This is a genomic window from Salinispora tropica CNB-440 (assembly GCF_000016425.1).
Taxonomy (GTDB): domain Bacteria; phylum Actinomycetota; class Actinomycetes; order Mycobacteriales; family Micromonosporaceae; genus Micromonospora; species Micromonospora tropica.
This window is the reverse complement of sequence record NC_009380.1, coordinates 3,513,068-3,539,703: the sequence shown is the minus strand read 5'-3', so window position 1 is coordinate 3,539,703 and position 26,636 is coordinate 3,513,068. Positions and strand designations below refer to the sequence as shown.

At 70.0% G+C, this 26,636-nt stretch carries 27 protein-coding genes; 19 read left to right on the top strand and 8 right to left on the bottom strand.

What is annotated here, in order from left to right; genetic code table 11:
• Positions 1-221 precede the first annotated feature (221 nt).
• The 3 genes from STROP_RS15460 to STROP_RS15450 all read left to right on the top strand — a co-directional run bounded on the left by STROP_RS15460 (position 222) and on the right by STROP_RS15450 (position 2,707).
• The gene (locus STROP_RS15460; RefSeq protein WP_026275272.1) at positions 222-1,184 is read left to right on the top strand and encodes a heme o synthase; all 963 of its coding nucleotides are present in this window, start codon (positions 222-224) and stop codon (positions 1,182-1,184) included.
• Between the two features lie 253 nt (positions 1,185-1,437).
• Positions 1,438-1,773: a hypothetical protein gene (locus STROP_RS15455; protein ID WP_026275271.1), complete on the top strand. Its 336-nt coding sequence runs from the start codon at positions 1,438-1,440 to the stop codon at positions 1,771-1,773.
• A 10-nt stretch (positions 1,774-1,783) separates the two neighbouring features.
• On the top strand, positions 1,784-2,707 hold the full coding sequence (locus STROP_RS15450) for an ATP-grasp domain-containing protein (protein ID WP_012014300.1): 924 nt from the start codon (positions 1,784-1,786) through the stop codon (positions 2,705-2,707).
• A 145-nt stretch (positions 2,708-2,852) separates the two neighbouring features.
• On the opposite strand, the gene STROP_RS15445 is transcribed toward STROP_RS15450, so the two are convergent.
• Entirely contained in the window at positions 2,853-3,833 is a 981-nt protein-coding gene (locus STROP_RS15445; protein ID WP_012014299.1) for a COX15/CtaA family protein, read from the bottom strand.
• Between the two features lie 98 nt (positions 3,834-3,931).
• Here STROP_RS15445 and STROP_RS15440 point away from each other — a divergent pair, with 98 nt between their 5' ends.
• The 14 genes from STROP_RS15440 to STROP_RS15375 all read left to right on the top strand — a co-directional run bounded on the left by STROP_RS15440 (position 3,932) and on the right by STROP_RS15375 (position 17,402).
• A complete protein-coding gene (locus tag STROP_RS15440; RefSeq protein ID WP_018831102.1) occupies positions 3,932-4,687 on the top strand; it encodes a helix-turn-helix transcriptional regulator in 756 nt (251 codons plus the stop codon).
• Complete coding sequence (gene sufB, locus STROP_RS15435) at positions 4,684-6,114, top strand: Fe-S cluster assembly protein SufB (RefSeq protein WP_012014297.1); 1,431 nt, start codon at positions 4,684-4,686, stop codon at positions 6,112-6,114. Before STROP_RS15440 ends, sufB begins: the two co-directional genes overlap by 4 nt.
• Before the next feature lie 78 nt (positions 6,115-6,192).
• On the top strand, positions 6,193-7,389 hold the full coding sequence (sufD, locus tag STROP_RS15430; protein WP_012014296.1) for a Fe-S cluster assembly protein SufD: 1,197 nt from the start codon (positions 6,193-6,195) through the stop codon (positions 7,387-7,389).
• On the top strand, positions 7,389-7,733 hold the full coding sequence (locus STROP_RS15425) for a non-heme iron oxygenase ferredoxin subunit (RefSeq protein ID WP_012014295.1): 345 nt from the start codon (positions 7,389-7,391) through the stop codon (positions 7,731-7,733). Before sufD ends, STROP_RS15425 begins: the two co-directional genes overlap by 1 nt.
• Positions 7,733-8,506, top strand: a complete 774-nt coding sequence (gene sufC, locus STROP_RS15420; protein WP_012014294.1) for a Fe-S cluster assembly ATPase SufC — start codon at positions 7,733-7,735, stop codon at positions 8,504-8,506. The genes STROP_RS15425 and sufC overlap by 1 nt, the downstream gene beginning before the upstream one ends.
• 25 nt (positions 8,507-8,531) lie before the next feature.
• Positions 8,532-9,836 carry a cysteine desulfurase gene (locus tag STROP_RS15415; protein WP_012014293.1) on the top strand — a complete coding sequence of 435 codons (1,305 nt, stop codon included), beginning with the start codon at positions 8,532-8,534 and terminating at the stop codon, positions 9,834-9,836.
• Positions 9,836-10,312, top strand: coding sequence for a Fe-S cluster assembly sulfur transfer protein SufU (gene sufU, locus STROP_RS15410; protein WP_012014292.1), 477 nt, complete (start codon positions 9,836-9,838; stop codon positions 10,310-10,312). Before STROP_RS15415 ends, sufU begins: the two co-directional genes overlap by 1 nt.
• On the top strand, positions 10,309-10,725 hold the full coding sequence (locus STROP_RS15405) for a metal-sulfur cluster assembly factor (protein WP_012014291.1): 417 nt from the start codon (positions 10,309-10,311) through the stop codon (positions 10,723-10,725). Before sufU ends, STROP_RS15405 begins: the two co-directional genes overlap by 4 nt.
• Positions 10,726-10,879: 154 nt before the next feature.
• Entirely contained in the window at positions 10,880-11,578 is a 699-nt protein-coding gene (locus STROP_RS15400) for a LysE family transporter (protein ID WP_026275786.1), read from the top strand.
• Between the two features lie 41 nt (positions 11,579-11,619).
• Complete coding sequence (locus STROP_RS15395; protein WP_018831100.1) at positions 11,620-12,300, top strand: acVLRF1 family peptidyl-tRNA hydrolase; 681 nt, start codon at positions 11,620-11,622, stop codon at positions 12,298-12,300.
• 211 nt (positions 12,301-12,511) lie between these two features.
• On the top strand, positions 12,512-14,116 hold the full coding sequence (locus STROP_RS15390; RefSeq protein WP_026275267.1) for an ABC-F family ATP-binding cassette domain-containing protein: 1,605 nt from the start codon (positions 12,512-12,514) through the stop codon (positions 14,114-14,116).
• Between the two features lie 152 nt (positions 14,117-14,268).
• A complete protein-coding gene (locus STROP_RS15385; RefSeq protein WP_007462679.1) occupies positions 14,269-14,496 on the top strand; it encodes a helix-turn-helix domain-containing protein in 228 nt (75 codons plus the stop codon).
• A gap of 40 nt (positions 14,497-14,536) precedes the next feature.
• The gene (locus STROP_RS15380; RefSeq protein WP_012014287.1) at positions 14,537-15,304 is read left to right on the top strand and encodes an enoyl-CoA hydratase/isomerase family protein; all 768 of its coding nucleotides are present in this window, start codon (positions 14,537-14,539) and stop codon (positions 15,302-15,304) included.
• Positions 15,305-15,425: 121 nt separating this feature from the next.
• Positions 15,426-17,402, top strand: a complete 1,977-nt coding sequence (locus STROP_RS15375; RefSeq protein WP_012014286.1) for an ABC transporter ATP-binding protein — start codon at positions 15,426-15,428, stop codon at positions 17,400-17,402.
• 40 nt (positions 17,403-17,442) lie between these two features.
• Here the strand turns inward: STROP_RS15375 and STROP_RS15370 are convergent, their stop codons facing one another.
• From STROP_RS15370 to STROP_RS15350, 5 genes are all read right to left on the bottom strand, one after another.
• On the bottom strand, positions 17,443-18,207 hold the full coding sequence (locus STROP_RS15370) for an SDR family oxidoreductase (RefSeq protein ID WP_012014285.1): 765 nt from the start codon (positions 18,205-18,207) through the stop codon (positions 17,443-17,445).
• Between the two features lie 41 nt (positions 18,208-18,248).
• Complete coding sequence (locus STROP_RS15365; RefSeq protein ID WP_012014284.1) at positions 18,249-18,755, bottom strand: SCO6045 C-terminal-like domain-containing protein; 507 nt, start codon at positions 18,753-18,755, stop codon at positions 18,249-18,251.
• Positions 18,752-19,570 (bottom strand): MbnB/TglH/ChrH family RiPP precursor modification enzyme, encoded by an 819-nt coding sequence (locus STROP_RS15360; RefSeq protein ID WP_012014283.1) that lies wholly within the window; start codon positions 19,568-19,570, stop codon positions 18,752-18,754. Before STROP_RS15360 ends, STROP_RS15365 begins: the two co-directional genes overlap by 4 nt.
• Positions 19,567-20,475: a TIGR04222 domain-containing membrane protein gene (locus tag STROP_RS15355; protein ID WP_012014282.1), complete on the bottom strand. Its 909-nt coding sequence runs from the start codon at positions 20,473-20,475 to the stop codon at positions 19,567-19,569. Before STROP_RS15355 ends, STROP_RS15360 begins: the two co-directional genes overlap by 4 nt.
• A gap of 90 nt (positions 20,476-20,565) precedes the next feature.
• Positions 20,566-21,138 carry a TetR/AcrR family transcriptional regulator gene (locus tag STROP_RS15350; RefSeq protein ID WP_012014281.1) on the bottom strand — a complete coding sequence of 191 codons (573 nt, stop codon included), beginning with the start codon at positions 21,136-21,138 and terminating at the stop codon, positions 20,566-20,568.
• A gap of 194 nt (positions 21,139-21,332) precedes the next feature.
• On the opposite strand from STROP_RS15350, the gene STROP_RS15345 reads away from it, so the two are divergent.
• Both STROP_RS15345 and STROP_RS15340 read left to right on the top strand, forming a co-directional pair.
• Entirely contained in the window at positions 21,333-21,977 is a 645-nt protein-coding gene (locus STROP_RS15345) for an HAD family hydrolase (RefSeq protein ID WP_012014280.1), read from the top strand.
• 155 nt (positions 21,978-22,132) lie between these two features.
• The gene (locus STROP_RS15340; protein ID WP_012014279.1) at positions 22,133-23,059 is read left to right on the top strand and encodes a serine protein kinase RIO; all 927 of its coding nucleotides are present in this window, start codon (positions 22,133-22,135) and stop codon (positions 23,057-23,059) included.
• A 108-nt stretch (positions 23,060-23,167) separates the two neighbouring features.
• Here STROP_RS15340 and STROP_RS15335 read toward each other — a convergent pair whose 3' ends face one another.
• Both STROP_RS15335 and STROP_RS15330 read right to left on the bottom strand, forming a co-directional pair.
• Positions 23,168-23,416 carry a DUF2630 family protein gene (locus tag STROP_RS15335; protein ID WP_037329584.1) on the bottom strand — a complete coding sequence of 83 codons (249 nt, stop codon included), beginning with the start codon at positions 23,414-23,416 and terminating at the stop codon, positions 23,168-23,170.
• A gap of 159 nt (positions 23,417-23,575) precedes the next feature.
• The gene (locus tag STROP_RS15330) at positions 23,576-26,425 is read right to left on the bottom strand and encodes an aconitate hydratase (protein WP_018831097.1); all 2,850 of its coding nucleotides are present in this window, start codon (positions 26,423-26,425) and stop codon (positions 23,576-23,578) included.
• Positions 26,426-26,636: the final 211 nt, after the last annotated feature.

Here is a 26,636-nt window from a genome sequence, read left to right as displayed (position 1 = left end):
CACCGGTGACCTTATCGAGCGGTCCTAAACGTCCGCCCGGGGATCCGTGCATGCTGTTCTCCCGGTTCCGACTGCTTCGTCGCGTACGGGTGTGACGCCCCGCACCGTTGCCGGGTCACCAGGGCAGCCGTATCGGCGGCGCGTAGGGTGGGGCGGTGGTGGTCCCGGAGTGGGGCCCGATCATTCTGACCTCCCCCGCCCACGCCGGAAGGTGGCAATCCGTGAGCATGATCACCGAGCGCCCCGTTAGCGACCCGGCCGGGCAGTCGGTCAGCGCGACGGGGGATGGGGCGGTCGGCTCGCGGCGGGACATGCGGGCGGTGGTCGCGGCCTACGTGGCGTTGACCAAGCCGCGGATCGTGGAGCTGCTGCTGGTCACCACCGTGCCGGCGATGATGCTCGCGCACGGCGGTCTGCCGTCGCTCTGGCTGATGGCGGTGGTGTTGGTCGGTGGGTCGTTGGCGGCCGGCGCGGCCAGCGTCCTGAACTGCTACATCGACCGGGACATCGATCAGGTGATGCGGCGTACCAAGCGCCGCCCGCTGCCGGCGCACACCGTCGCACCGCGGAACGCGTTGATCTTCGGCCTGGTACTGGCGACGGTCTCGGTCACTCTGCTGGCCGTCTTCACCAACGCGCTGGCCGCCGGGTTGACCCTGGCCGCGATTCTGTATTACGACCTGGTCTACACCGCCTGGCTCAAGCGCACCACCACGGCGAACACCTTCTGGGGTGGGGCCTGCGGGGCGGCGCCGGTGTTGATCGGCTGGGCTGCGGTGACCGGCTCTCTCGCACCGGCCGCGTGGGCGCTCTTCGGGGTCGTCTTCTTCTGGCAGATGCCGCACTTCTATCCGCTGGCGATGAAGTACAAGGACGACTACGCCCGCGCGGGCATCCCGATGCTGCCGGTGGTGGCGTCAACCCGGCGGGTCAACGCCGAGATTCTCGTCTTCGCGTGGCTGACGGTGCTGGTGTCGCTGGTGACCTGGCCGCTCGGGGCCGGGATGGGGCCGATCTACGGGCTGCCGACCCTCGTCGTGGGGGTCATCTTCCTGGTCGAGGCGCACCGGCTCTGTCGTCGGGCGGCGCGGGGGGAGGCGGTCAAGCCCATGCGGTTGTTCCACTGGTCCACCACCTACCTGACCGTCGTTTTCGCGGCGGTTGCGCTGGACGCGTTGATCTGACCCACCCCCACCGAGCTTCAGGCCGGTTTGCCTGGTTTGCCAGGTTCGCCATTGACGTGGGGGAATCTCCCGATGGTCGGGAGCTCGTCACCTTTGTTTATGTTTTGGAAACCTTGTTGGCCGATGTTGTGAAAATTATGCATGTAAATCGGGCCAAAAGGGATATTACTAACCACACTTTCGGGGTAACTGGCATCACAAAAGGTTCACCGAACTCGCCCGCATGGGGGGAACTCTGCTTAGGCTTCGCGTCATGGCAGATCGTTCCGATACGACGCTGACGGCCGAGCAGGCCGCCAACGGTCCGGCCCCCAGTGGCCTGGTCGCCGGCATCAAGGCGTTCGCCGCCGGGCATGGCGGGGCGAAGGCGGTCATCGAGTACGTCGGCAAGCGCGGTGCGCGCATCGTCCTCGTCGGCTCCGACGGGGTCTGGGGTGACCAGTTCGCGGACGACACCGTCGTCGCGCGGCAGGCGTGCGCCAAGGCGGGCGTCACCGTTGAGAACGCATGGGAGCGTGAACTGATGGACCAGATGCGTCCGAGTAACGATCTCTGGCGGTCGATGGCCCGCCGTACGATGGCTCGTTAGGCTTCCGGCCATGATGATCACTGCGCACGAGCCGACCCGGGGGGAGCCCCGGGTCGCCCTCGTGACCTGCGCGGACTTTCCCAACCTCGAGAGTGACGACCGCCTCGTCCACGCGCCGCTCGCGGCTCGTGGGGTAGCCGCCGAGACGGTGATCTGGGACGACCCCGGCGTTGACTGGGCTGGCTATGACCTCGTGGTCCTGCGCTCGCCGTGGGACTACCCCGCCCGCCGGGACGCCTTCGTCGCCTGGGCGGCGACGGTGCCGGCCCTGGCCAACCCGGCGGATATCGTCCGCTGGAACACCGACAAGCGCTACCTCGAGCAGCTCTCCGCCGCCGGAGTGGCCACCGTCCCCACCGCCTGGATCGAACCGGGGCGGCAGTGGTCGCTTCCCGCGGAGCGCGGGGAGTACGTCATCAAGCCCTCGGTCAGCGCAGACAGCCGGGACACCGGCCGGTACGACCTGGCCGATCCCGAGCACCGGGAACTCGCCCAGGCGCATGTCCGACGCCTCGGCGCGGCCGGGCGAGTGACCATGGTTCAGCCGTACCTCTCCGCCGTCGACACCAACGGCGAGACCGCGTTGCTCTTCCTCGCAGGCCCTGACGGCCTGCGTTTCAGTCATGCGATCCGTAAGGGCGCGATGCTGACCGGCCCGGATCTGGGGCCGGGGAGTCCCCGCAACAGCGAGCGGATCACCACCCGTACGGCCACCCCGGAGCAGCTTGCGGTGGCGGAGAAGGTTCTCGCCGAGGTTCCGGGCGGACCGGAGCGGCTGCTCTACGCCCGGGTCGACCTGATCCCGGGCGAGGGCGAGACGCCGCTCCTGGTCGAGCTGGAACTGACCGAGCCGTCACTCTTTCTCGGGTACGCCGACGGTGCCCCGGATCGCCTCGCCGACGCCATCCTGACCCACCTCCACCGCCGCCCCTGAAGCGTCCTCGCCTGACGTCGTCGGACCGTTGGTCTCGCGGTCCGACGACGCAACCGGTGTGGGAGAACCGCGGACCTCGCCAGTAGTGCGCGGACGGACGGCGATGCGGACGGGCCGACGACTCAGGGCGGATGGGAGCGGGGGCTCAGGCGGGAACGGGGACCGACGGCTCGGTCGCGCCGCCGGGGGCGGTGGTGGTGCCCGGGGCGGGGGTGACGGCCGGCTGGTGTTCCCGAGTCGACCGGAGCACCGCGAGGGTGGCCAGCAGCACCAGGCAGGAGCCGAGCATGTGGGCGCCGACGAGAAGCGCCGGCAGGTTGGTGAAGTACTGCACGTAGCCGATCACGCCCTGCCCCGCCTCGACCCCGACCAACACCAGCGCGGCCCGGGCGGGGCCGGCGGCGCCGACCGCCCGGAACGCGAAGACCAACGCCACCGAGAGGCCGATCAGCAGGAATACCCCGTCGGCGTGGATCTGGGAGAGCTGCTCGGGGTCGAGGCCGTTGCGGGCTGCCCCACCGTCACCGGCGTGCGGACCGCTGCCGGTGACCCAGGTGCCGACCACGAGTACCGCCACGCAGACCACGGTGGTGATCACCGTGAGCGTGCGCAGCGGTCCGGGCACCACTGGCACCCTGGGGCCGTCCGGTTCCGCGATCCGCCGCCAGAGGGCGTACGCGACGGCGATCACGACCATCGAGGCGAGGAAGTGTAGCCCGACCACCCACGGGTTGAGATTGGTGCGGACGGTGATCCCACCGATCACCGCCTGCGCCGGGATGCCGAGCAGGACGGCGACCGCGAGCGGCAGCAGGCCGCGTCGGCGTGGTCGGTGTAGCAGGACGGCCACCACCACGGCGATGGCGACGATGCCGACCACGAAGGTGAGCAGCCGGTTGCCGAACTCGATCGCTCCGTGCAGGCCCATCTCCGGCGTCGAGGTGTACGACGTGTCGGTACATCGGGGCCAGGTGGGGCAGCCCAGGCCGGAGGCGGTCAGCCGGACCGCCCCGCCGGTAACGACGATCAGCACGTTCGCGAGAATGTTGGCGAGCGCCAACCGGCGAAGCGTCGTGGTGGAGACCGGGAACCGGGCGGCGACAGTCACGGCGCAAATCCTACGCATCGTAGTGGTGCCTCCTCGGGTGGCTCCGCGATGACGGTGTTTTGGATCACCGGACCCCGAGTTTGCAGGCCTCTGGCGAATTACGTAACGTTGGCGTTGTGAAAAACGTGGCGGGGGTCTCGGGGCGCCAGCTGGCACCCGTCGGGGGCGCTGGCGGGTCGGCCGTCTCCGACCCGTCGACCCGTGACCGCGTCACCCAGCTGCTGCTGGAGCGGGGCGCCACCACCGCCGCGCAGCTGGGGCATGCGCTTGGGCTCAGCCCCGCCGCGATCCGACGACACCTGGACGCGATGCTCGCCGAGGGGGATGTCCTCGCCCGCGATCCGGCGGTCCGAGGCCACCGTGGGCGCGGCCGTCCGGCCAAGGTGTTCCTGCTAACCGAGGCGGCCCGAGGTCGCTGCGGCACCCACCACTACGACAACATGGCCACCGCCGCGCTGCGCTGGATCGCCCGGGGTGGGGGGTCGGCGGCGGTGTCGGCCTTCGCCGCCGAGCAGGTCTCCGCCCTGGAGACCCGCTGCCTGGCCGCCATGGAAGACGCCGGCGACGACCCGCTCGCCCGCGCGGAGGCACTCGCCGCCGCCCTGACCGCGGAGGGCTACGCTGCCAACGCCTCCACGATCGCCTCGGGGGGCCAGCTGTGCCAGCATCACTGCCCGGTGGCGCATGTGGCCGCCGAGTTTCCGCAGCTGTGCGAGGCCGAGACCGCGGTGATCTCCCGTCTGGTCGGCACCCACGTGCAGCGCCTGGCGACCATTGCGCACGGCGACGGGGTGTGCACGACGCACATCCCGGCCCAGCCGGGGCGTGTTCAGTCCGGTAAGACCGTTACCACTGTGAGGACAGATAGATGACCGAGCAGACCGTCCAGCCCCTGACCCAGGAGGAGCAGCTCGCCGCCCTCGGTCGCTACGAGTACGGCTGGGCCGACCCCGACGCGGCCGGGGCCGTCGCACAGCGTGGCCTCAACGAGGCGGTCGTGCGGGACATCTCGGCCAAGAAGGCTGAGCCGGCCTGGATGCTCGACCTGCGGCGCAAGGGGCTGCGGTTGTTCGATCGCAAGCCCATGCCGGCCTGGGGCGCCGACCTCACCGGGATCGACTTCGACAACATCAAGTACTTCGTGCGCTCCACCGAGAAGCAGGCGACCAGTTGGGAGGAGCTGCCGGAGGACATCAAGAACACCTACGACAAGCTGGGCATCCCCGAGGCGGAGAAGCAGCGGCTGGTCGCGGGTGTGGCGGCGCAGTACGAGTCCGAGGTCGTCTACCACAAGATCCGTGACGACCTGGAAGAGCAGGGCGTCGTCTTCCTCGACACCGACACCGCTCTCAAGGAGCACGAGGACCTCTTCAAGGAGTACTTCGGCACGGTGATCCCGGTCGGCGACAACAAGTTCGCGGCCCTGAACACCGCGGTCTGGTCCGGTGGCTCCTTCATCTACGTGCCGAAGGGCGTGCACGTGGAGATCCCGCTCCAGGCCTATTTCCGGATCAACACGGAGAACATGGGCCAGTTCGAGCGGACCCTGATCATCGTTGACGAGGGTGCGTACGTGCACTACGTCGAGGGCTGCACCGCCCCCATCTACTCCTCGGACTCGCTACACAGCGCCGTCGTGGAGATCATCGTCAAGAAGAACGCCCGCTGCCGCTACACCACCATCCAGAACTGGTCGAACAACGTCTACAACCTGGTCACCAAGCGCGCGGTGTGCCACGAGGGCGCGACCATGGAGTGGATCGACGGCAACATCGGCTCCAAGGTCACGATGAAGTACCCGGCGGTCTTCATGACCGGCGAGCACGCCAAGGGCGAGGTGCTCTCGGTGGCCATGGCCGGTGAAGGCCAGCACCAGGACGCCGGTGCCAAGATGGTGCACGCCGCTCCGCGTACCAGCAGCACCATCGTCTCGAAGTCGATCGCCCGCGGTGGCGGTCGTACCTCGTACCGCGGTCTGGTGCAGGTGCTGGAGGGTTCGCACAGCAGCAAGAGCACCGTGAAGTGCGACGCGCTGCTGGTCGACACCATCTCCCGTTCGGACACCTACCCGTACGTCGACATCCGCGAGGACGACGTGTCCATGGGGCACGAGGCGACCGTCTCGAAGGTCAGCGAGGACCAGCTCTTCTACCTGATGAGCCGGGGACTGAGCGAGGACGAGGCGATGGCGATGATCGTCCGCGGCTTCATCGAGCCGATCGCCAAGGAGCTCCCGATGGAGTACGCCCTGGAGCTCAACCGCCTGATCGAGCTGCAGATGGAGGGCGCGGTCGGCTGAGGCCGCCGAGGCCGTCGCGGATCCAGCCCGCCCCGTCCCGTTACTGACACCGTCGTCGCAGAACAGACCAAGGAAGAGATGACTACCCAGGCTTCCGCGCCGCCCAGCACCAAGTCGCAGGCGCTGCGCTCATACGATGTCACCGACTTCCCGGCCCTCACCGGCCTGGAGGAGGAGTGGCGCTTCACCCCGCTCAACCGCCTGCGGGGCCTGACCGGCGGGGTGCCGGCCAGCGCGGGCGCGGTCCGGTACGAGTACGGCGACCTGCCCGCGGGCGTCACCGTCGAGCCGGTCACGAAGGACGATCCGCGGATCGGTAGCGTGCTGGTCCCGGTGGACCGGATCAGCGCGCTCGCGTACCGCGGTGCGGCGCAGGCGCAGCTGGTGCGGGTCGCCGACGAGGCCGTGGTGGCTGAGCCGGTGACCCTGCGGGTGGTCGGCGAGGGCGCCGACGAGCTCGCCTTCGGGCACGCCTTCGTGGAGGTGGGCCGGTTCGCCGAGGCGACCCTGGTGCTCGAGCACGTCGGTTCGGCGACGCTCGCCGACAACGTCGAGGTTTCGGTCGCCGACGGCGCGAAGCTGACCCTGGTCACCGTCGCCGACTGGGCTGACGACGCGGTGCAGGCGCAGCACCTGAAGGTGCGGCTGGGGCGTGCCGCCCGGGTACTGCACGTCCAGGTCAGCCTCGGCGGCGACCTGGTCCGGCAGTACACCACGGTGGAGTACACCGAGCGTGGCGGTGAGGCCGAGCTGTACGGGGTCTACTTCGCCGACGAGGGGCAGCACCTGGAGCATCGACAGTTGGTGGACCACTCGGTCCCGGACTGCCGCAGCTACGTGGGCTACCGGGGTGCCCTACAGGGCGAGAGCGCCCGTACCGTCTGGGTGGGCGATGTGTTGATCCAGGCCGAGGCGACCGGCACCGACACCTACGAGATCAACCGGAACCTGCTGCTCACCGACGGTGCGCGGGCGGACTCCATACCCAACCTGGAGATCGAGACCGGGGAGATTGCCGGCGCTGGTCACGCGAGCGCGACCGGCCGCTTCGATGATGAGCAGCTGTTCTACCTGATGGCCCGGGGTATCCCGGAGGCCGAGGCGCGGCGCCTCGTGGTCCGCGGTTTCTTCGCCGAGCTGCTCAACAAGATCCCGGTCGAGTCCCTGCGGGATCGGCTCGGCGCGGCGATCGAGGCCCGGCTGGCCAGCGGGGGCAGCGAGTTCGCGGACCCCACGCACGCGAGCGGGGACCTCGCCGCGAAGGCCGGTGCGTGATGATCCGCATCTGCTCCGCCGAGGACGTGCCGAAGGGCAGCGTGGTCAGTGCGGACGTTGACGGTGTGAGGATCGCGATCGTGCACGGCGAGGACGGTGCCTTCTACGCCGTTTACGACGAGTGCTCGCACGCCGCGGTGGCCCTCTCCGAGGGGGAGGTCGAGGGCTGCACCCTGGAGTGCTGGCTGCACGGTTCGCGGTTCGACCTGCGCACCGGTGAGCCGACCGGGCTACCCGCCACCGAACCCGTCCCCGTCTACCCCGTCGAGATCCGCGACGGCGACATCTACATCCCAGTGGGCGCCGACGGCCGCCCCATGCCGAGCAACGGAGTGACCCGATAATGAGCACCCTTGAGATCCGTGACCTGCAGGTGTCGGTCAAGCTGCCCGAGGGTGAGCTCAAGCCGATCCTGCACGGTGTCGACCTGACCGTCCGGTCGGGGGAGACGCACGCCATCATGGGCCCCAACGGCTCCGGTAAGTCCACCCTGGCCTACTCGGTCGCCGGCCATCCGAAGTACGAGATCACCGGTGGTTCGGTGACCCTCGACGGCGCCGACGTGCTGGAGATGTCCGTGGACGAGCGGGCCCGCGCCGGCCTCTTCCTGGCCATGCAGTACCCGGTCGAGGTTCCCGGGGTGTCGGTGGCGAACTTCCTGCGCACCGCGAAGACCGCGATCGACGGTACGGCACCGAAGCTGCGCACCTGGGCGGGTGAGTTGCGGGGCTCCATGGAGCGCCTCCAGATGGACCCGGCGTTCGCCCAGCGCAACGTCAACGAGGGCTTCTCCGGTGGCGAGAAGAAGCGGCACGAGATCGTGCAGCTGGAGCTGCTCAAGCCGAAGGTGGCGATCCTCGACGAGACCGACTCCGGCCTCGACGTTGACGCGCTCCGCGTGGTCAGCCAGGGCGTCAACCGGGTCCGTGAGAGCGGCGACACCGGCCTGCTGCTGATCACCCACTACACCCGGATCCTGCGGTACATCAAGCCGGACCACGTGCACGTCTTCGTCGCCGGCCGAATCGTCGAGGAGGGCGGCCCGGAGCTGGCCGACAAGCTCGAGGACGAGGGTTACGAGCGGTACGTCGCCGGGGCCGGCTCGGCGCGGGCCTGACGACCTCAAGGAAAGGCCGGTCACGATGACCACGATCGCGATTCCACCGGGCATGCCGCAGTACGGCGACGTGCCACGCTACGACGTGGCGGCGGTGCGCGCTGACTTTCCGATCCTGGACCGGACGGTCAACGGGCACCCGCTGGTCTACCTGGACAGCGCGAACACGTCGCACAAGCCACGGCAGGTGCTCGACGTGCTGCGGGAGCACTACGAGTGGCGCAACGCGAACGTGTCGCGTTCGGTCCACACGCTGGGCACCGAGGCGACCGAGGCGTACGAGGGCGCGCGAGCCAAGGTCGCCACCTTCATCAACGCCCCGAGCCCGGATGAGGTGGTGTTCACCAAGAACTCCACCGAGGCGATCAACATCGTGGCGTACGCCTTCTCGAACGCGTCGCTGCGTCCCGACGCCGACCCGCGGTTCCGGTTGGGCCCGGGAGACGAGGTGGTGATCTCCGAGATGGAGCACCACTCGAACATCGTCCCCTGGCAGTTGCTCTGTGAGCGCACCGGCGCCACACTGCGCTGGTTCCCGGTCACCGACCACGGCCGGCTGGACGAGTCGGGCTTGACGGACCTGGTCAACGAGCGGACGAAGATCGTCTCGCTGGTGCACATGTCCAACATTCTCGGCACCGTCAACGCGACGTCCCGGATCACTCGGCGGGTCCGGGAGGTCGGCGCGCTGCTGCTGCTCGACTGTTCGCAGTCGGTGCCGCACATGCCGATGGACGTGGTCGACTACGACGCGGATTTCATCGTCTTCACCGGGCACAAGATGTGTGCCCCGAGCGGCATCGGAGTGCTCTGGGGCCGTACCGAGTTGCTGGCGGCGATGCCGCCGGTGCTCGGCGGCGGGTCGATGATCGAAACGGTGGCGATGTCGGGGTCGACCTTCGCTCCGCCGCCGACCCGGTTCGAGGCGGGCACCCCACCGATCGCCGAGGCGGTCGCGTTGGGCGCGGCGGTGGACTACCTCTCCGGTGTGGGCATGCGGGCCATTCAGTGGCACGAGAAGCAACTCACCGCGTACGCCCTGGATGCCTTGGCGACGGTGCCCGAGTTGCGGATCTTCGGGCCGACCGTACCGGTAGGTCGGGGCGGAACGATCTCGTTTGCGCTGGGTGACATCCATCCGCACGACGTTGGGCAGGTGCTCGACTCGCTGGGCGTGCAGGTGCGAGTCGGTCACCACTGCGCCCGTCCGGTCTGCACCCGGTTCGGGGTGCCGGCCATGACCCGGGCCTCGTTCTACCTCTACACCACCACGGAGGAGATCGACGCCCTGGTGGCGGGTCTGGAGCAGGTGCGGAAGGTGTTCGCCTGATGCAGGTTGACCAGCTTTACCAGGAGATCATCCTGGACCACTACAAGCACCCGCACGGCCGGGGGCTGCGCGACGCGGACGACCCGGCGGCATCCGTCGCCGAGGCGCACCACGTCAATCCGACCTGTGGAGACGAGGTCACCGTACGGGTCGCCACCGACGGTGCGGTGCTGCACGATGTCTCGTACGACGGGTATGGCTGTTCCATCAGCCAGGCCTCGGCGAGTGTGCTGCACGAGTTGCTCGTCGGCCGTCCGGCCGCCGAGGCGTTCGCGGTGCACGCGGCGTTCGTGGAGTTGATGTCCGGCCGGGGCGAGGTCACGCCGGACGAGGAGGTACTCGGTGACGGGGTGGCGTTCGCGGGCGTCGCCCGCTACCCCGCCCGGGTGAAGTGCGCGCTGTTGCCGTGGATGGCGTTCAAGGACGCCGCGGCACGCGCCGGTGTGGACACCAGTCCGACGGAGGTTCAGGGATGAGCGAGAACACTGCCACCGAGGCCACTCCGGCCGGCGAGGACGTGACCGGCGCGGCGGCCCCGGACGGCGCGGCGGCCGCGAAGGCCGGCAAGGCCGCCGTCGCCGACGTCGAGGAGGCGATGAAGGATGTCGTCGATCCCGAGCTGGGCATCAACGTGGTCGACCTGGGCCTGCTGTACGGCGTCCACGTTGACGACGACAACATCGCCACGCTGGACATGACGCTCACCTCGGCGGCCTGCCCGCTGACCGACGTCATCGAGGACCAGGCGCGGTCGGCTCTGACCACCGGTCCGGGGGGCGGCTTGGTCAACGAGATGCGGATCAACTGGGTGTGGCTTCCGCCGTGGGGCCCAGACAAGATCACCGACGAGGGGCGCGAGCAGCTTCGGGCGCTGGGCTTCAACGTCTGACCACGGCGTCTGTCCGGGAAAACCGGTAGCCCCGGGCGTCAGGGGTGGCGCAGGATGACGGTGTGATCGACGGATATCTGTTGCCGGTTCCTGACTGTGCGGCCGGGCCCACGCGCCGACAGCGAACCCCGTTTCCCCGCGCTGGCTCGGCCCGCTGCTCACGACCGTGACCGGGGTGTTTCTGGCTGGGCTGGCCGCCGGTTTCGGTGTGGCCATCCCGGTCGGCGCCATCGCGGTACTCGTCATGGGGCTGGCCGCGCGGACCTCGTTCCGGGTGGGAGCCGCCGCGGCCCTCGGCGTCGCCACGGCCGATGGCCTGTACGCCGCCGTCGCTGCCCTCGGCGGTGCCGCCTTGGTCACGGTGCTCGCCCCGGTCGCCGGCCCCCTTCGGGTGGTCGCCGCGGTGGTACTGCTCGCCTTGGCGACCCTTACCGCGGTGCGGGCCCTGCGCTCCGCCCGGTCCAGTGCGGTTGCCGGCCCCGACTCCGGAACCACGTCCACGTCAGGCGGTTCCGGCGCCGCTGGTCGGTCGTTCGCGGGCCGCTGGGACATGGAGACGGCGCCCCGGGCGTTCGCCGGGGTACTGGCGTTGACCTTGTTGAATCCCGCGACCGTCGTCTATTTCGCCGCGCTCGTGCTCGGCCGCCAGGACTCCGCTGCCCCGGCTCTGCCGGCCGCCGGGGCGTTCGTGCTCGGGGCGTTCCTCGCCTCGGCGAGCTGGCAACTACTGATAGCCGGCGGTGGCACGCTGGTCGGCCGGATCCTCGCCGGGCCGCGCGGCCGGCTCGGCACGGCCCTGGTATCCAGCGCCATCATCGCTGCGCTCGCCGTGTTCATGCTTGTGGCGGCCTGACCCGCCGAAGGAGAGCCGGACAGCAGGGGTAGGTTCGGGGTGTGCGTAGTAGGCCCGCAGCGGGAGGCGGTCGGTGGGTCGACGTGGACCCGGGCCGGGTCGCTCGCTGGGTTGCGGGCTTCGCCGACCGGCACGGTCCGTCGACCTCCGCCCCGCGGGAGTACGGCCTGCTGTTAACCGCCCCGGACGGTGCGACCGCCGAGCTGCACGCCCCGCCCGGCGTGCCCGGCGCGACCGACCTGGACGGGTTCCTGGCGGCGGTGTCCCGGCCCCGGCGGATCGGCCTGCTGCTCGCCCGCAAGGGTGCGGTGGCCCTCGGCGTCGCCGAGGGAGCGGAGCTGGTCGTGTCGAAGGTGGACACGCACTACGTACAGGGCCGGACGGCTGCCGGTGGTTGGTCGCAGCAGCGGTTCGCCCGGCGGCGGGAGAACCAGGCGAAGGCGGCGGTGGCGGACGCGGTCGAGCTGGCCGTGCGCCTGCTGGTGCCGGCGGCTCCGACGCTCGCCGCCCTGGTCTGTGGTGGTGACCGCCGGGCGGTTGACGCGGTGCTCGCGGATCGTCGGCTTGCTCCGCTGGTTGGGCTGCGTGCCGAGCGCCTCCTGACCGTGCCGGAGCCCCGCCGCGCGGTGTTGCTCGACGCCATCCCCGCCGCCCGGGCCGTCCACATCCTCGTCCGTGATCCTGAGGTAGGCAGCCCGCGCAACGCCGGATCCGCCCCCTGACCGGTGGTGGATGCCGGCCGACGGCGGCGTCGCCCGGGTCGGTAAGCGATCTTGACGGGGTAATCCGCAGGACCAGGTGGGGGTGTCCCGGTACACTTGCCGCGTGCTGCTCTGCGAAGGCTGAACCGCCCCGCACCGACGGTCCTCCGGCCCGCCGGTGCTTTCGCGTGCCCTGAGTCAGCCCTTCCACCCCGAGAGCGAGTCTTCCGACATGATCACTGCCACCGGCCTGGAACTCCGTGCCGGCTCCCGAATCCTGCTCTCCGACACCACGCTGCGGGTGCAGCCGGGGGACCGGATCGGCCTGGTCGGCCGCAACGGCGCCGGCAAGACCACGACGCTGAAGGTGCTGGCCGGTGAGGGGCAGCCGTACGCCGGTCAGATCGATCGCCGTAGCAACATCGGCTACCTGCCGCAGGACCCGCGCACCGGCGACCTCGACGTAACCGGGCGGGACCGGGTCCTCTCCGCCCGTGGCCTCGATCAGCTGATGGCCCGGATGGCCGAGCTCGAGGCGCAGCTCGCCGAGTCGCCCGACGACAAGTTGGTCCGCCGCTACGGCGCCCTGGAGGACCAGTTCGCCTCGCTCGGCGGGTACGCGGCCGAGGCGGAGGCAGCCCGGATCTGCGCCAACCTCGGGCTCCCCGACCGGGCGCTGGCCCAGACCATCGGTACCCTCTCCGGCGGCCAGCGCCGCCGGATCGAGCTGGCGCGGATCCTGTTCCGTGACGCGGGCGAGAACGGCGGCGGCATTCTCCTGCTCGACGAGCCGACCAACCACCTGGACGCCGACTCGATCACCTGGCTGCGCGGGTTCCTCGCCAACCACAAGGGCGGCCTGATCGTGATCTCCCACGACGCTGCCCTGCTGGAGGCGGTGGTCAACAAGGTCTGGTTCCTCGACGCCACCCGTTCGGTGGTCGACGTCTACAACCTGGGGTGGAAGGCGTACCTGGAGGCGCGGGAGACTGACGAGCGGCGTCGCCGCCGGGAGCGGGCCAACGCGGAGAAGAAGGCCGGCGCCCTGATGGCGCAGGCGGACAAGATGCGGGCCAAGGCCACCAAGACCGTCGCCGCCCAGAACATGGCCCGGCGTGCCCAGCGGATGCTCTCCGGGCTGGAGGAGGTGCGGGTCGCCGACAAGGTGGCGAAGGTGCGCTTCCCCACCCCCACGGCGTGTGGCCGTACCCCGTTGACCGCGAGTGGGCTGTCGAAGTCGTACGGGTCGTTGGAGATCTTCACCGATGTGGACGTCGCGGTTGACCGCGGCTCGCGGGTGGCGATCCTCGGCCTCAACGGTGCCGGTAAGACCACCCTGCTGCGGATCCTCGGAGGCCTGCTGGAGCCGGACACCGGCGAGGTGCGGCCCGGACACGGGCTACGGCTGGGCTACTACGCCCAGGAGCACGAGACCCTGGACGTCCAGCGGACGATTCTGGAACACATGCGCAGCGCCGCGCCGGAGCAGAATGACACCGATCTGCGCCGGATCCTGGGTGCGTTTCTCTTCTCCGGGGAGGATGTGGAGAAACCCGCCGGAGTGCTTTCTGGTGGAGAAAAGACCCGGCTGGCCTTGGCAACTCTGGTCTGCTCCGGTGCGAACGTGCTGTTGCTGGACGAGCCGACGAACAACCTCGACCCGGTCAGCCGGGAGCAGGTGCTGGACGCCATCGCCCGCTATCCCGGGGCGATTGTGCTGGTCACGCACGACCCTGGCGCGGTGACCGCACTCAAGCCGGATCGGGCCATTCTGTTGCCCGACGGGGACGAGGACGCCTGGAGCGACGACCTCCTGGAGCTGGTCGAGCTGGCCTGACCGATCGTGGGCCTGGCTTGCCCCTATCGGGAAGCCGACACTGCATAGCGTGTCGGTTGGCGAATAGTTGATATCTGGCGCATGATCGTTCGAGGCGGTCTAATAGGTGGGACCGTATCCGAACCGCACAGTCTGGGACGTGAGGACACAGTATGGCAGCCACTGGCACAGCCACCAGCACTGAGAAGGGTCGCCGGATCGTCGGGGCCGAGCGTCAGACGCTCGCCAAGGACCTGGTCAAGCGGTATACCTCGGGGGAGAGCATCCGTGCGCTCGCGGCCTCGACCGGCCGCTCCTACGGATTCATCCACCGGGTGCTCACCGAGTCCGGGGTGCAGCTGAGGCAGCGCGGCGGCGCCCGGCGTCGCAAGAAGGCGTGAGTCGCCGAGCGGCGTCACCCACCGTTCCCCGGGCCGCCCGGTGACTGCCGAGGCGACCGGGGTCCGGCTGGAGTGCGACGGGGCGGTGGCCACCGTCACGCTGGCTCGGCCTGACGTGCTCAACGCGCAGACTCCGGCACTGTGGCAGGCGGTGCGTGACTTCTCCCGGAAGCTCCCCGGTGACGTGCGCGTCGTGGTCGTCCGCGGTGAGGGCCGAGCCTTCTCCGCCGGCCTTGACCTGTCGGTGGTGGGTGCTTCCGGTCCGGGCTCCTTCGCCGAGCTGTCTACCCTGTCTGAGCAGGAGTGCGCGGACCGGATCGCCGAGTTCCAGGACGCCTTCAACTGGCTGCACCGCCCCGACCTGGTGTCGATCGCGGCGGTGCAGGGGCACGCGATCGGCGCCGGGTTTCAGCTGGCGCTCGCCTGTGACCTGCGGGTTCTCGCCGAGGATGTCCGGTTCTCCATGGCCGAGGTGACGCTCGGCCTGGTCCCCGACCTGGCCGGCACCAAGCGTCTGGTCGAACTCGTGGGCTACTCGCGGGCCCTGGAGATCTGCGCCACCGGGCGGCGGTTGGACGCTGCCGAGGCGGACCGGATCGGGCTGGCGACCCTGGTCGTGCCGACGGGGGAACTGGCCGGTGCGGTCAGCGACCTGACGGCGGGGCTGCTCGCCAACGACCGGGAGGCGGTCGTAGAGATCAAGGCGTTGCTCGCCGGCGCGTCTGGCCGTACCCACGCCGAGCAGGAACGGGCCGAGCGGGAGGCGCAGACCCGGCGGCTGCGGGAACTCGCCGGCCGGGGGGAGTAACAAGGCCTGCACGCCTGCGCGGGAAGATTCGGGTTACTGCCAGGGTTGTCACAGTCGTCGGGAGAATCGACCCGGGGGCTGTGGTCGGCCCGATGACCCGGAGGTGACCGTGTCCAATCCGATGTCCGGCGGTGGCATGGGCGGCTGGAGCATGCTCCGGTCGATGCGTAGCCGTGACGAGATCTCGGCGCACCGGCTCCAGCACGGGGTGGCGCGTCGGATCGTCGGCTTCGCCCAGCCGTACCGGCGGGACATCGTCGTCTTCCTGGCTACCGTCGTGCTGGCCGCGATGATCGGGGTCGCCACCCCGGTGCTCGCCGGCAAGGTGATCGACGCCATCACGCGGGGTGGCACCGAGGCGTCTGCCCTGGTCGTCCAGCTGGCGTTGGTGATCGCCGCGCTCGCGGTGGCAGACGCGCTGCTCTCGCTCGTCCAGCGGTGGTATTCGGCCCGAATCGGTGAGGGCATCATCCTCAACCTGCGGACCCGGGTCTACGACCACGTCCAGCGGATGCCGCTGCAGTTCTTCACCCGGACACAGACCGGCGCGCTGATCAGTCGCCTCAACAACGACGTGCTCGGCGCACAGCGCGCGTTCACCTCGACCCTGTCCGGGGTGGTCAGCAACGTCATTCAGCTGGTGCTCACCGCGGCGGTGATGTTCACCCTGTCGTGGCAGATCACCGCATTGTCACTTGTGCTCCTGCCGGTGTTCATCATCCCGGCCCGACGGGTCGGGCGACGCCTCGCCGAGATCACCCGGGAGTCCTACAACCTCGACGCGAAGATGAACGCGACGATGACCGAGCGCTTCGGAGTCTCCGGTGCACTGCTGGTCAAGCTCTTCGGTCAGCCCGACAATGAGGCACGCCGGTTCGCCGCGCGGGCCGAGCGGGTCCGGGACATCGGCATCCAGTCCGCGATGTACTCGCGGACCTTCTTCGTGGCGATGCTGCTGGTCGCCTCGCTCGCGCAGGCGCTCACCTACGGGCTGGGCGGGTGGCTGGCGGTCACCGGCAGCGTCAGCGCCGGCACCGTCGTAACGCTCGCGTTGCTGCTCACCCGGCTTTACGGCCCCCTCACCGCGCTGTCCAACGTGCGGGTCGACGTGATGAGCGCAATGGTCTCGTTCGACCGGGTCTACGAGGTACTCGACCTGCGACCCGCCATCACCGAGAAGGCCGCTGCCGTCACCGTGCCGCGGGGCGACGGCCGGGTCGAGTTTCGGTCGGTGCGTTTCCGCTATCCGAGCGCCGCCGAGATCTCGCTGGCCTCCCTCGAGGAGGTCGCCGCTCTCGATCGGACGGCCACCGAGCCGGTGCTGCGGGGCGTGTCGTTCACCGTCGAGCCGGGGCAGATGGTCGCCCTGGTCGGTCCCTCCGGCGCGGGCAAGTCGACGCTGTCCATGCTGATCTCTCGGCTCTACGACGTTACCGACGGGCAGGTGCTCGTCGGCGGGGTTGATGTCCGGGACGCCAGCCTGGACTCCCTGCGCGACGAGATCGGCGTCGTCACGCAGGACTCACACCTGTTCCACGAGACCATCGCCGAGAACCTGCGGTATGCCAAGCCGGCCGCCACCGACGACGAACTCTGGGCTGCCCTGGCCGGCGCTCAGGTCGCGGACCTCGTGCGGTCGTTGCCCGACGGACTGGACACGGTGGTGGGCGAGCGTGGCTATCGCTTCTCCGGCGGTGAGAAGCAACGGATCGCGATCGCCCGGGTCCTGCTCAAGGCACCCTCGATCGTGATCCTCGACGAGGCCACCGCGCATCTGGACTCGGAGAGTGAGGCGGCGGTGCAGCAGGCGCTCTCAGTGGCGTTGACGGGGCGGACCGCGCTGGTCATCGCGCACCGGCTCTCCACGGTGCGGGAGGCCGACCAGATTCTCGTACTCGATCAGGGGCGGATCGTCGAGCGGGGGCGACATGAGGAGTTGGTCGCCGTGGGCGGGCTCTACGCCGAGCTGTACCGAACGCAGTTCGCGGTCGCCGACTCGGCCACGCCGTACCAGGATGCGACCGGTCCGGAACCCGTGACGCTGCCGATGCGCTCCTACGTCGCCGACGAGGCGCTGCCGCCGGCCGCCGCCAACTAGGTCGTCCGAGTCGTTGACCAGGTGGGCGTTGCGGGGTTGGTCAACCCAGTCCGCGTAGCGCGCCGCCATCCACCGGTAGCGTGATTCCGGTCAGGTAGCCGGCAGCGGGGGAGAGCACGAACGCCGCCACCCGGCCGAACTCCGCCGGCTCGCCCAGCCGGCGGAGCGGGATCTCCGCCTCCGCCATGGCGCGGGCCTGCTCGGGATCCCCGGTGGCGGCGAAGAGCTGCGCGTTCCGGTTGGTCAGGATCCGCCCCGGCAACAGGCCCACCACGCGTACGCCCTGGGGGCCGTACTCGTCGGCCATGTCCTTGGCGACTCCGGCCAGGCCGGGTCGGAGACCGTTGGAGATGCCCAGGCCGGCCAGCGGCGCCCGGGCCGAGGTGGACAGCACCAGCCCGATCGCCCCGCCGTCGGGCAGCGCGGCGGCTACGGTCCGCGCCATTCGGACGGTGCCGAGGAAGATCGTTTCGAAGGAGGCGCGCCACTGCTCGTCGGTCACCGTGGCCGCGCTACCCGGCGGTGGCCCGCCGACCGACACCAGCGCGCCGTCCAGCCGCCCGAACGCGTCCCGGGCGGTCGCCGTCAGCCGCTCGGGTAACTCCGGGTCGGAGAGGTCGGCGGTCACGCCGACGGCGTGCGCGGGGCCACCGAGGCGGTGGGCGGCGGCGGTCACCGCCGCGGCGTCCCGGGCGGCGAGGACGACGCGAGCCCCGTCCGCGACGAGCGCCTCGGCGGTCGCGTAGCCGAGGCCCTGGGAAGCGCCGGTGAGCACGTACACGCGGTCAGTCAGGCCGAGATCCATGCCCTGATCCTGCCGCATCGGGCGCCGCCAGGCGGGGCCGGCTAGGGCCGGCGGCGGGCGGGACGCAGGAGGCGTACCCGCCCGGCGAACTGAATCGCGACCGCGCCACCGGCCTGCCCCCAGGACGGCAACCGGCGTGGCCGTGGCGGGCGGCCCGGCTCCGGGTCGTGGTACCGGGCCTGCCAGCAGGCCAACTCGTCCGCGCCCAACGGCGGCAGCTCGCCGACGCCGCGTAGGTAGCGGGCCAGATCCCAGCCCTCGCGAAGGGCGCCGGCGGGCGGTCGCCCGGCAGCCCACTGCTGGAACACCTCCAGCCACCGTGGGCCCAGGCCGGTGGCGAGCAGTGGCCAGTACCGGGCGACCTCGCCGGCCCGCTTGCGCAAGAGGGCAGTCCGCGTGGCGGCCAGCGGTCTCGGAGCGAAACCTGGTGGCGGCGGGGCGCCGGCCACCAGAGCGGCGACGAGGGCCGCCTGCCGGTCGGCGAGCGTGGTCACCGTCGGGTCGGTGGACCGCGTCGCCGGTAGGTTCGCGTGGCTGGCGGGATTCACGTGACCACCGGGAGGCCGCCGACGGTGGCGAGCGCGTCCAACTCGGCGCGGAGGGCAGCGGCCGGGGGGTAGTTTCCGTCCCGTTCCAGCAGCAGGGCCGGCGGCCTGTGACGAGCGCACAGCTCACCCACCAGGTCGAGCACCGGCCGGGGCACCGGGCTGGTGTGCGTGTCGTGGTAGTAGTCGCCCCGTTCGGTCCCGCCGGCCACGTGCACGTACGCGACTCGTTCCAGCGGCAGCCGGTCCAGCAGGTCGAGCGGGTCGGTGCCGCGGTTGCGGGCGTTGGCATAGACGTTGGCGATGTCGAGTAGCAGGTGGGCGCCGGTGCGGTCCAGGATCTCGGTGAGGAACGCCGCCTCGTCCATCTCGTCGTCGGGCCAGTCGAAGAGCGCGGCGATCGGTTCCAGCGCGATCGGCACCGGCAACTCGGCCTGGGCGCGGGTGACGTTGGCGCAGACCACCGTCACCGCCTCCCTGCTGCGCGGCAGGGGTAGCAGGTGACCAGCCTCCAACCCGCCGGCACGGACGAAGGCGATGTGCTCGCTCACCAGTGCTGCGCCGGTCAGGTCAGCCACCGCGGCCAGGTGAGCTACCCGGGCGGGATCTACTGGCTCGGTGCCGCCGAGGGAGAGCCGCACCCCGTGCGGCACGACGGCCACGCCGCGTTCCCGCAGCGTGGTGAGCCCCGCCGGCAGCGGACCGGCGGTCGGCACCGATTCGGCGATCACCTCGACGAAACGCAACCCGGGGAGTCCGGCGACGAAGCCGGCGATCTCGGGCCGCCATCCGATGCCCACCCCGACCGGACCGGTCATCCTCCGCACCCACCGCCGCCGCCACACCCGCCGCCACCGCCACCGCTGTCACCGCCACCGCCGTCACCTGCGCCGGCGGTCCCGCCCCCGCCGGCTGCCGACCCACCGGCCAGGGACTGCTGCTGGATCTGCGCCTGCTCGGCGAAGCCGGGATCCATGGCCCACAGGGCGGCCGTGCCATAGAGGGCGACGCCCATCGCGGCCCCGGCGGCGCCGTAGGTGGCATAGGCCGGATTGTGGCGAGGTGCCAGGTGGTTGTGCCGGTGGCGTAGCCGGCGTAGAACCCGGTCGGCGGTGCGGGTGCGCCATGGACGCCGGAAGAGCAGAATTGTCACGACCAGCAGCGCGATTTGGGTCAGGAAGAGCCAGCCGACGGGACGTTCGTTCGCCAGACCGGCCCCGAGCCGCAGCGTGCCGACTGCGAGCAGGATGGTGAGTGGCAGTACCGCGTTGCGTAGGGCGGCCCGCTGTTCGGTGGACAGCGCCAGGCCGTGTTGCTCCAGGTCGACGCGGAGTTGGTGGACGGCCTGTCGCACTTCTTGGTCCCCGCTGAGCTCCTGGGCGCGTAGGCCCCGGCCGGCGGCGAGGTGGATGGCCTGGTCCAACGGGGCGCTGCCGATGGGCAGCGAGTCGCTGACGGCCAACCGTCGATCCGGGTCCACATTGACCGCACCAGCGTTGCGGAGCCCCGCGAGAGAGGTCCAGACGACCAGCGGCGTACCACCGCTGAGGTAGGCGACCTGCTGAGGGCTGAGCAGGTTCGCGTCGTACGTCGATCCGTTCAGTATCTCGTTTCGACGTAGCAGTGCGATGGTGACGAGAACAGCGGCGGTCACCAGGTATAGCCCGAGGAATACCGGGCCGGGAATGCCCCAGGTGTTGCTGGGGACGGCGAGGAGGATCATAGGTCACTCCTGTCGTGGGGGATGGAACCCATTGTGGGTCACCTGTGCCACGGAAAGGCGGGCCGCCAGGGCCGGGATGGGCCGGGGCGATCACCGCCGACGGACGGCCTCCTCGACCAGGTTGAGTACCGGTCCGAGGTCGTCGGCGGGTCGGCCCATCGCCAGATGCAGGACCAGACCGTCGTACGCCAGCTTCAGGAACTGGGCGAGCACATCGATGGGGACATCGTCGCGCAGGACGCCCGCCTCGCGCTGGCGGAGCAGGCGGTCGCGAGTGGCCTCGGCGATCGCCGCGGACCGTTCGGTCCACCGCCGGGCGAACGCGGGATCGGTGCGGAGCCGGCGCGAGACCTCCAACTGGCTGCCCAACCAGCCTGTCGTGTCGGGGGAGGCAGCCCGAGCCAGCAGGTCTCGCATGACCTGCACCAGGCCGTTGCGGGCGACGGTTTCGACCATCGCCGCCGCATCGTCCTCGGCCACCGCGAGGAAGAGGGAATCCTTGTCGCGGAAATGGTGGAAGATCGCTCCACGGGACAGCCCGGTGGCCTCCTCCAGGCGCCGCACGGTGGCGCCCTCGTACCCGTGTCGGGCGAAGCAGACCCGGGCGGCGGTGAGGATCTCCTGCCGGCGCGCGTCGAGTTGGTCCTGGCTTACTCTGGGCACGGGTCGATCGTGTCAAAACACCCGGCGTCCTGCAAACCGTACGTACGGCTTGCGGTCTGACCCGTCGGCTGGCAGCCCGCGTCCTCCCTTCGGCGAGTTCTCCTACTGGGTACTTCATCCGTTTGTCACAAAATTCTGACCATTTAGCTGTCCGGACCTGTCGGGCGGACGCCTCAGTCCCGTAAGGTGCCGGAGTGCCGCTGCTCCTTCTTGACCTGGATAACACCCTGCTCGATCGAGAAAATCTGTTCCGATCCTGGGGCGAGCGCTTCCTGGTCAAGATCGGCGCACCGCCGGATGACCTCGACTGGCTGCTCTCCGTCGACGCGGACGGGCTGACCGATCGGTGGGATGTGGCCGATGCGATCCGTGACCGCTACTCGTTGGCCGTCCGCTCGGTCGACCTGGTGGAGGAGCTGCACGAGGGGGTGCTCGCCGGCACCCGTCTGGATCCACTGGTGGCGTGCGCGCTGCAGATCGCCGGCGACGCCGGGTGGATGCCGGTGGTGGTGTGTAACGGGGCGGTACGGCCGCAGGAGGAGAAGATCCGACGGACCGGGCTGGACCGTTACCTTGCCGACTGGGTGATCTCCGAGGCGGCCGGTGTCAGCAAGCCGAACCCGCGGATCTTCGCACTGGCCGCGCAGCGGGTTCGTATGCCGCTGCGCGGGGCCTGGGTGGTCGGCGACGGACCGGAGGCGGACATCGGCGGTGCCGCGGCTGCGGGGCTGCCCAGCGTCTGGCTGCACCGGGGGCGCACCTGGACCGACGGACGGTTCGCCCCCACCTTCACGGTCGACGGTCTGATCGCCGCCCTCGCCGCGGTACTCGCGGCGTAATACCGGTTGCCTCGCGGCGATCCGACAGTGAGCATGGGACCGCACGGTGCACCCCGGGCGCGTGGGTCCGGTCGAGGAGAGGAGGTCGGTCATGGCCGTCTTCACAGGTCACTTCCATCTGCCTCGATTGACCTCGATCAAGGGATCTCACCGCAGTGCGCGATCACGACTCTCCGGCGCCGGAGCGCCGGACCCGCGGCAGACGCCGCTTCGATGATGACGAACCACACTTCTCCAAGCGCGGGCGGCGCACCGGGCCGCAGCCCGCTGACTCCGACCCTCCGCCAGAAGCCCAGACCTGGTCGTCCTGGGACGACGCAGTCCACGGTCCGGAGCCGTACCCTTCCTGGCTGGTAACGGAGCTGGCCGCCACGGACACCGAACTTGGCGTCCTCAAGACCGGCAAGGAGGCGGACGTCCATCTCGTCCGGCGTGCCGTGCCCGACACCGATCGGTCCTGCCTGCTCGCGGCCAAACGATACCGAGATGCCGACCACCGGCTATTCCACCGGGACGCGGGATATCTGGAGGGGCGGCGCGTCCGACGCTCCCGGGAGATGCGGGCGATGACCCGGCGAACCGCGTTCGGCCGGCAGATGATCGCCGGACAGTGGGCGGCAGCGGAGTTTGCCGTGCTCGGCCGCCTCTGGGAGATCGGTGCGCGGTACGGCACGATCACCGTGCCCTACCCGGTTCAGCTCCGCGGCACCGAGCTGATGCTGGAGTTTCTCGGTGACTCCGACGAGAGGCAGGCCGCCCCCCGGCTGGCGCAGCTGCGGCCGACGGAGGCCGACCTGCGTGACCTGTGGGAACAACTCGTCGAGGCGCTGGTGGTACTCGCCCGAGTTGGCTACGCACACGGTGATCTGTCGCCCTACAACCTGCTGGTGCACGAGGGGCACCTGGTGCTCATCGACCTGCCTCAGGTCGTGGATGTGGTCGCCAATCCGCAGGGGCCGGAGTACCTGGCCCGAGACGTTCGGGTGGTTGCCACCTGGTTCGCCGCCCGTGGCCTGCCGGCGGAGCAGGCAGAACCGCTCGCCCTTACCGAACAGCTGCTCCGGGAGGCGGGCCTGCGTTGAACGCTGCTCCGAGAGGCGGGCTTGCCCTGGCGCCAAGGTGCTCCCGGGCGGTCGGCGCGGTAGCCCGGTGCCGCAACGGCAGCTGCTTGGGAGGGCCTGGTGCCCGCCCTACTGGAGGTAGCGCGCCACCTCCGGTGCCGGGCGAACGCCCTGGGCCTCCGGGTCGCCGTGGGTGGAGCGGGCGGCGCGCCGACGGCGGAGCAGGTCCCAGCACTGGTCCAGCGACTCCGCCAGATCCCGTAGCCGGTCGCGGCTCTCCTCGTCGGTGCCCTCCTCGTTGGCCTGGGCTTCGGCGCGGAGCTGGTGTTCCTCGTCAACCAGCTCGGAGATGCGCTTCAGGATGGTCTTGTCGTCCATGACCACGAGCCTGACACAGCGTGGCGAGATCACGTCCGGGATCGGGCGGCTGCCCCGAGGCAACGCCCGGTCAGCCGGCTCGGGTGCCTAACCCCGGCCTACCCGCCGACGGATACGCGACGGGGCCCCCACCGGTGTGGGGGCCCCGTCCGTTACTGCTTAGCCGATCATCCGGCGCAGCACGTACTGCAGGATGCCGCCGTGCCGGAAGTAGTCCGCCTCTCCCGGGGTGTCGATGCGGACCACCGCGTCGAACTCGACCCCGGTGTCGGTGGTGACCCGTACGGTCCGTGGGGTGTCGCCCTCGTTGAGGGCGGTGACCCCGGTGATGGCGAAGGACTCGACACCGGACAGGCCCAGCGACTCGGCGGTCTCGCCGGCCGGGAACTGCAGCGGCAGGACGCCCATGCCGATCAGGTTGGAGCGGTGGATCCGCTCGTACGACTCGGCGATGACCGCCTTGACGCCCAGCAGCATCGTGCCCTTGGCGGCCCAGTCCCGGGACGAGCCCGAACCGTACTCCTTGCCGGCCAGGACGATCAGCGGTATCTCCGCCTCCTGGTAGGCCACCGCGGCGTCGTAGATGGTGCTCTGCTCGCCGGTCAGGTGGTTGACCGTGAAGCCGCCCTCGGGAAGCGTGGCCCCGGCAGCGGAGTCGGCACCGGGAACCCGAAGCTGGTTACGCAGCCGAATGTTGGCGAAGGTGCCCCGAATCATCACCTCGTGGTTGCCCCGGCGGGAGCCGTACGAGTTGAACTCGTGTCGTGGCACGCCGTGCGCGGCGAGGTACCGGCCGGCGGGGGAGTCGGGCTTGATCGCGCCAGCCGGCGAGATGTGGTCGGTGGTCACCGAGTCGCCGAGCTTGGCCAGGACCCGAGCCGCTCCGATGTCGCGGACCGGCGCCGGCTCGCGTCGCATGCCCTCGAAGTACGGGGGTTTGCGGACGTAGGTCGACTCGCCCTCCCAGGCGAAGGTGTTACCGGTCGGCGTCGGCAGCGACTGCCACCGCTCGTCGCCGGCGAAGACGTTCGCGTATGCCGAGCTGAAGCCGCCGGCGCCGATTGCGGAGGCGATGACGTCCTGGATCTCGGCGCTGCTCGGCCAGATGTCGCGCAGGAACACCGGGCTCCCCTGGGCGTCCTCGCCGATCGGCTCATTGGCCAGGTCGATGTCCATCGTTCCGGCCAGCGCGTACGCGACCACCAGCGGCGGGGACGCCAAGTAGTTCATCTTGACGTCCGGGTTGATCCGGCCCTCGAAGTTGCGGTTGCCGGAGAGGACCGAGACGACCGAGAGGTCCTTCTCGTTCACCGCCGCGGAGATCTCCTCCGGCAGCGGGCCGGAGTTGCCGATGCAGGTGGTGCAGCCGTAGCCGACCAGGTGGAAGCCGAGCTTCTCCAGGTATGGGGTGAGACCGGCCCGCTCGTAGTAGTCCATGACGACCTTCGAGCCGGGGGCGAGGGTGGTCTTCACCCACGGCTTGCGGGCCAGGCCCCGGTCCACCGCGTTACGGGCCAGCAGCGCGGCGCCGATCATCACCTGCGGGTTGGAGGTGTTGGTGCAGGAGGTGATGGCGGCGATCACCACCGCACCGTGGTCCAGCTCGAACTCGGTGCCGTCGGCACCGGTGACCCGGATCGGGCTGGTGGCCCGGCCGCCGGAGCCCACCGCCGCGGTCACCAGGTCGCGCGGGGCGTCAGCGGGGTCGATGACCTTGTTGGCGGGGGCATCGCTGGCCGGGAAGGACTCGGCGCTGGCCTCGTCGGCGGGGCCGTTGATGCCCTGCTTCTGCTCGCCTCCGGTCGCGTCCGTGGCGACGTAGTCGGTGAGCGCGGCCCGGAACAAGGTCTTGGCGTTGCCCAGCGGCACCCGGTCCTGGGGCCGCTTCGGGCCGGCGAGCGATGGCTCGATGCTGCCCAGGTCCAGTTCCAGCCGCTCCGAGTAGTTCGGCTCCGCGGCCGGATCGTGCCAGAGGCCCTGCTCCTTCGCGTACGCCTCGACGAGCGCGACCTGCTGCGGGTCACGCCCGGTCAGCTCCAGGTAGCGGACGGTCTCGGCGTCGATCGGGAAGATCGCGACGGTGGAGCCGTACTCCGGGGACATGTTGCCGATGGTGGCCCGGTTGGCCAGTGGAACCGCGCTGACACCGGGGCCGTAGAACTCGACGAACTTGCCGACCACACCGTGCTTGCGCAGCATCTCGGTGATGGTCAGGACCAGGTCGGTGGCGGTGGTGCCGGCCGGCATCTCACCGGAGAGCTTGAAGCCGACGACCCGCGGGATGAGCATGCTGACCGGCTGGCCGAGCATCGCGGCCTCGGCCTCGATGCCGCCGACGCCCCAGCCGAGCACGCCGAGGCCGTTGACCATCGTGGTGTGCGAGTCGGTGCCGACCACTGTGTCCGGGTAGGCCTGGCCGTTACGCTCCATCACCGTACGGGCGAGGTATTCGATGTTGACCTGGTGCACGATGCCGGTGCCCGGCGGGACGACCTTGAACTCGTTGAACGCGGTCTGACCCCAGCGCAGGAACTGGTAGCGCTCCTTGTTGCGCTCATACTCCAGCTCGACGTTGCGCTGGAAGGCGTCCTCCCGGCCGAACAGGTCGGCGATGACGGAGTGGTCGATGACCAGCTCGGCCGGGGCGAGCGGGTTGACCTTGGTCGGGTCGCCACCCAGGTCACGCACGGCCTCACGCATGGTGGCCAGATCAACCACGCAGGGTACGCCGGTGAAGTCCTGCATCAGCACCCGTGACGGGGTGAACTGGATCTCCACGCTCGGGTCGGCGGTCGGCTCCCAGGCGCCGAGCTGCCGGATGTGGTCGGCGGTGATGTTCGCGCCGTCCTCGGTCCGGAGCAGGTTCTCCAGGAGGACTTTCAGGCTGTAGGGGAGCCGATCGTGCCCCTCCACCTTGTTGATCTTGAAAATCTCGTAGCTCGCGTCGCCGACGCGTAGCTGGGTCTTCGCACCGAAGGTGTCGAGGCTCGCCACGTCGTACTCCTTCACACCAGTGGCCGTGAGCAGTCCTGAGCAGTCTGTCGCACCGGCGAGGGCGGTGCGTTGCTTAGGTGGCCCTTACCCGTACGGGACTGCTCTACAAACCGTACGTCCGTCTTGCTATTCATGCAACCTTTGGTTGGTGGGGTGGAGCGGGGCCGGCGGTTCGCCTGGTGTGTCGGCCCTCGGCCGGGTGTCGTGCGGTTGCGGTTGCAAAGCC

Excerpts from the sequence above, each read along its gene's own strand:
- STROP_RS15455 (WP_026275271.1), top strand. The coding sequence starts at position 1,438 with ATGGCAGATCGTTCCGATACGACGCTGACGGCCGAGCAGGCCGCCAAC.
- STROP_RS15450 (WP_012014300.1), top strand. The coding sequence starts at position 1,784 with ATGATGATCACTGCGCACGAGCCGACCCGGGGGGAGCCCCGGGTCGCC.
- STROP_RS15445 (WP_012014299.1), bottom strand. The coding sequence starts at position 3,833 with ATGCGTAGGATTTGCGCCGTGACTGTCGCCGCCCGGTTCCCGGTCTCC.
- sufB (WP_012014297.1), top strand. The coding sequence starts at position 4,684 with ATGACCGAGCAGACCGTCCAGCCCCTGACCCAGGAGGAGCAGCTCGCC.
- sufD (WP_012014296.1), top strand. The coding sequence starts at position 6,193 with ATGACTACCCAGGCTTCCGCGCCGCCCAGCACCAAGTCGCAGGCGCTG.
- STROP_RS15425 (WP_012014295.1), top strand. The coding sequence starts at position 7,389 with ATGATCCGCATCTGCTCCGCCGAGGACGTGCCGAAGGGCAGCGTGGTC.
- sufC (WP_012014294.1), top strand. The coding sequence starts at position 7,733 with ATGAGCACCCTTGAGATCCGTGACCTGCAGGTGTCGGTCAAGCTGCCC.
- STROP_RS15415 (WP_012014293.1), top strand. The coding sequence starts at position 8,532 with ATGACCACGATCGCGATTCCACCGGGCATGCCGCAGTACGGCGACGTG.
- sufU (WP_012014292.1), top strand. The coding sequence starts at position 9,836 with ATGCAGGTTGACCAGCTTTACCAGGAGATCATCCTGGACCACTACAAG.
- STROP_RS15405 (WP_012014291.1), top strand. The coding sequence starts at position 10,309 with ATGAGCGAGAACACTGCCACCGAGGCCACTCCGGCCGGCGAGGACGTG.
- STROP_RS15390 (WP_026275267.1), top strand. The coding sequence starts at position 12,512 with ATGATCACTGCCACCGGCCTGGAACTCCGTGCCGGCTCCCGAATCCTG.
- STROP_RS15385 (WP_007462679.1), top strand. The coding sequence starts at position 14,269 with ATGGCAGCCACTGGCACAGCCACCAGCACTGAGAAGGGTCGCCGGATC.
- STROP_RS15375 (WP_012014286.1), top strand. The coding sequence starts at position 15,426 with ATGTCCGGCGGTGGCATGGGCGGCTGGAGCATGCTCCGGTCGATGCGT.
- STROP_RS15370 (WP_012014285.1), bottom strand. The coding sequence starts at position 18,207 with ATGGATCTCGGCCTGACTGACCGCGTGTACGTGCTCACCGGCGCTTCC.
- STROP_RS15360 (WP_012014283.1), bottom strand. The coding sequence starts at position 19,570 with ATGACCGGTCCGGTCGGGGTGGGCATCGGATGGCGGCCCGAGATCGCC.
- STROP_RS15355 (WP_012014282.1), bottom strand. The coding sequence starts at position 20,475 with ATGATCCTCCTCGCCGTCCCCAGCAACACCTGGGGCATTCCCGGCCCG.
- STROP_RS15335 (WP_037329584.1), bottom strand. The coding sequence starts at position 23,416 with ATGGACGACAAGACCATCCTGAAGCGCATCTCCGAGCTGGTTGACGAG.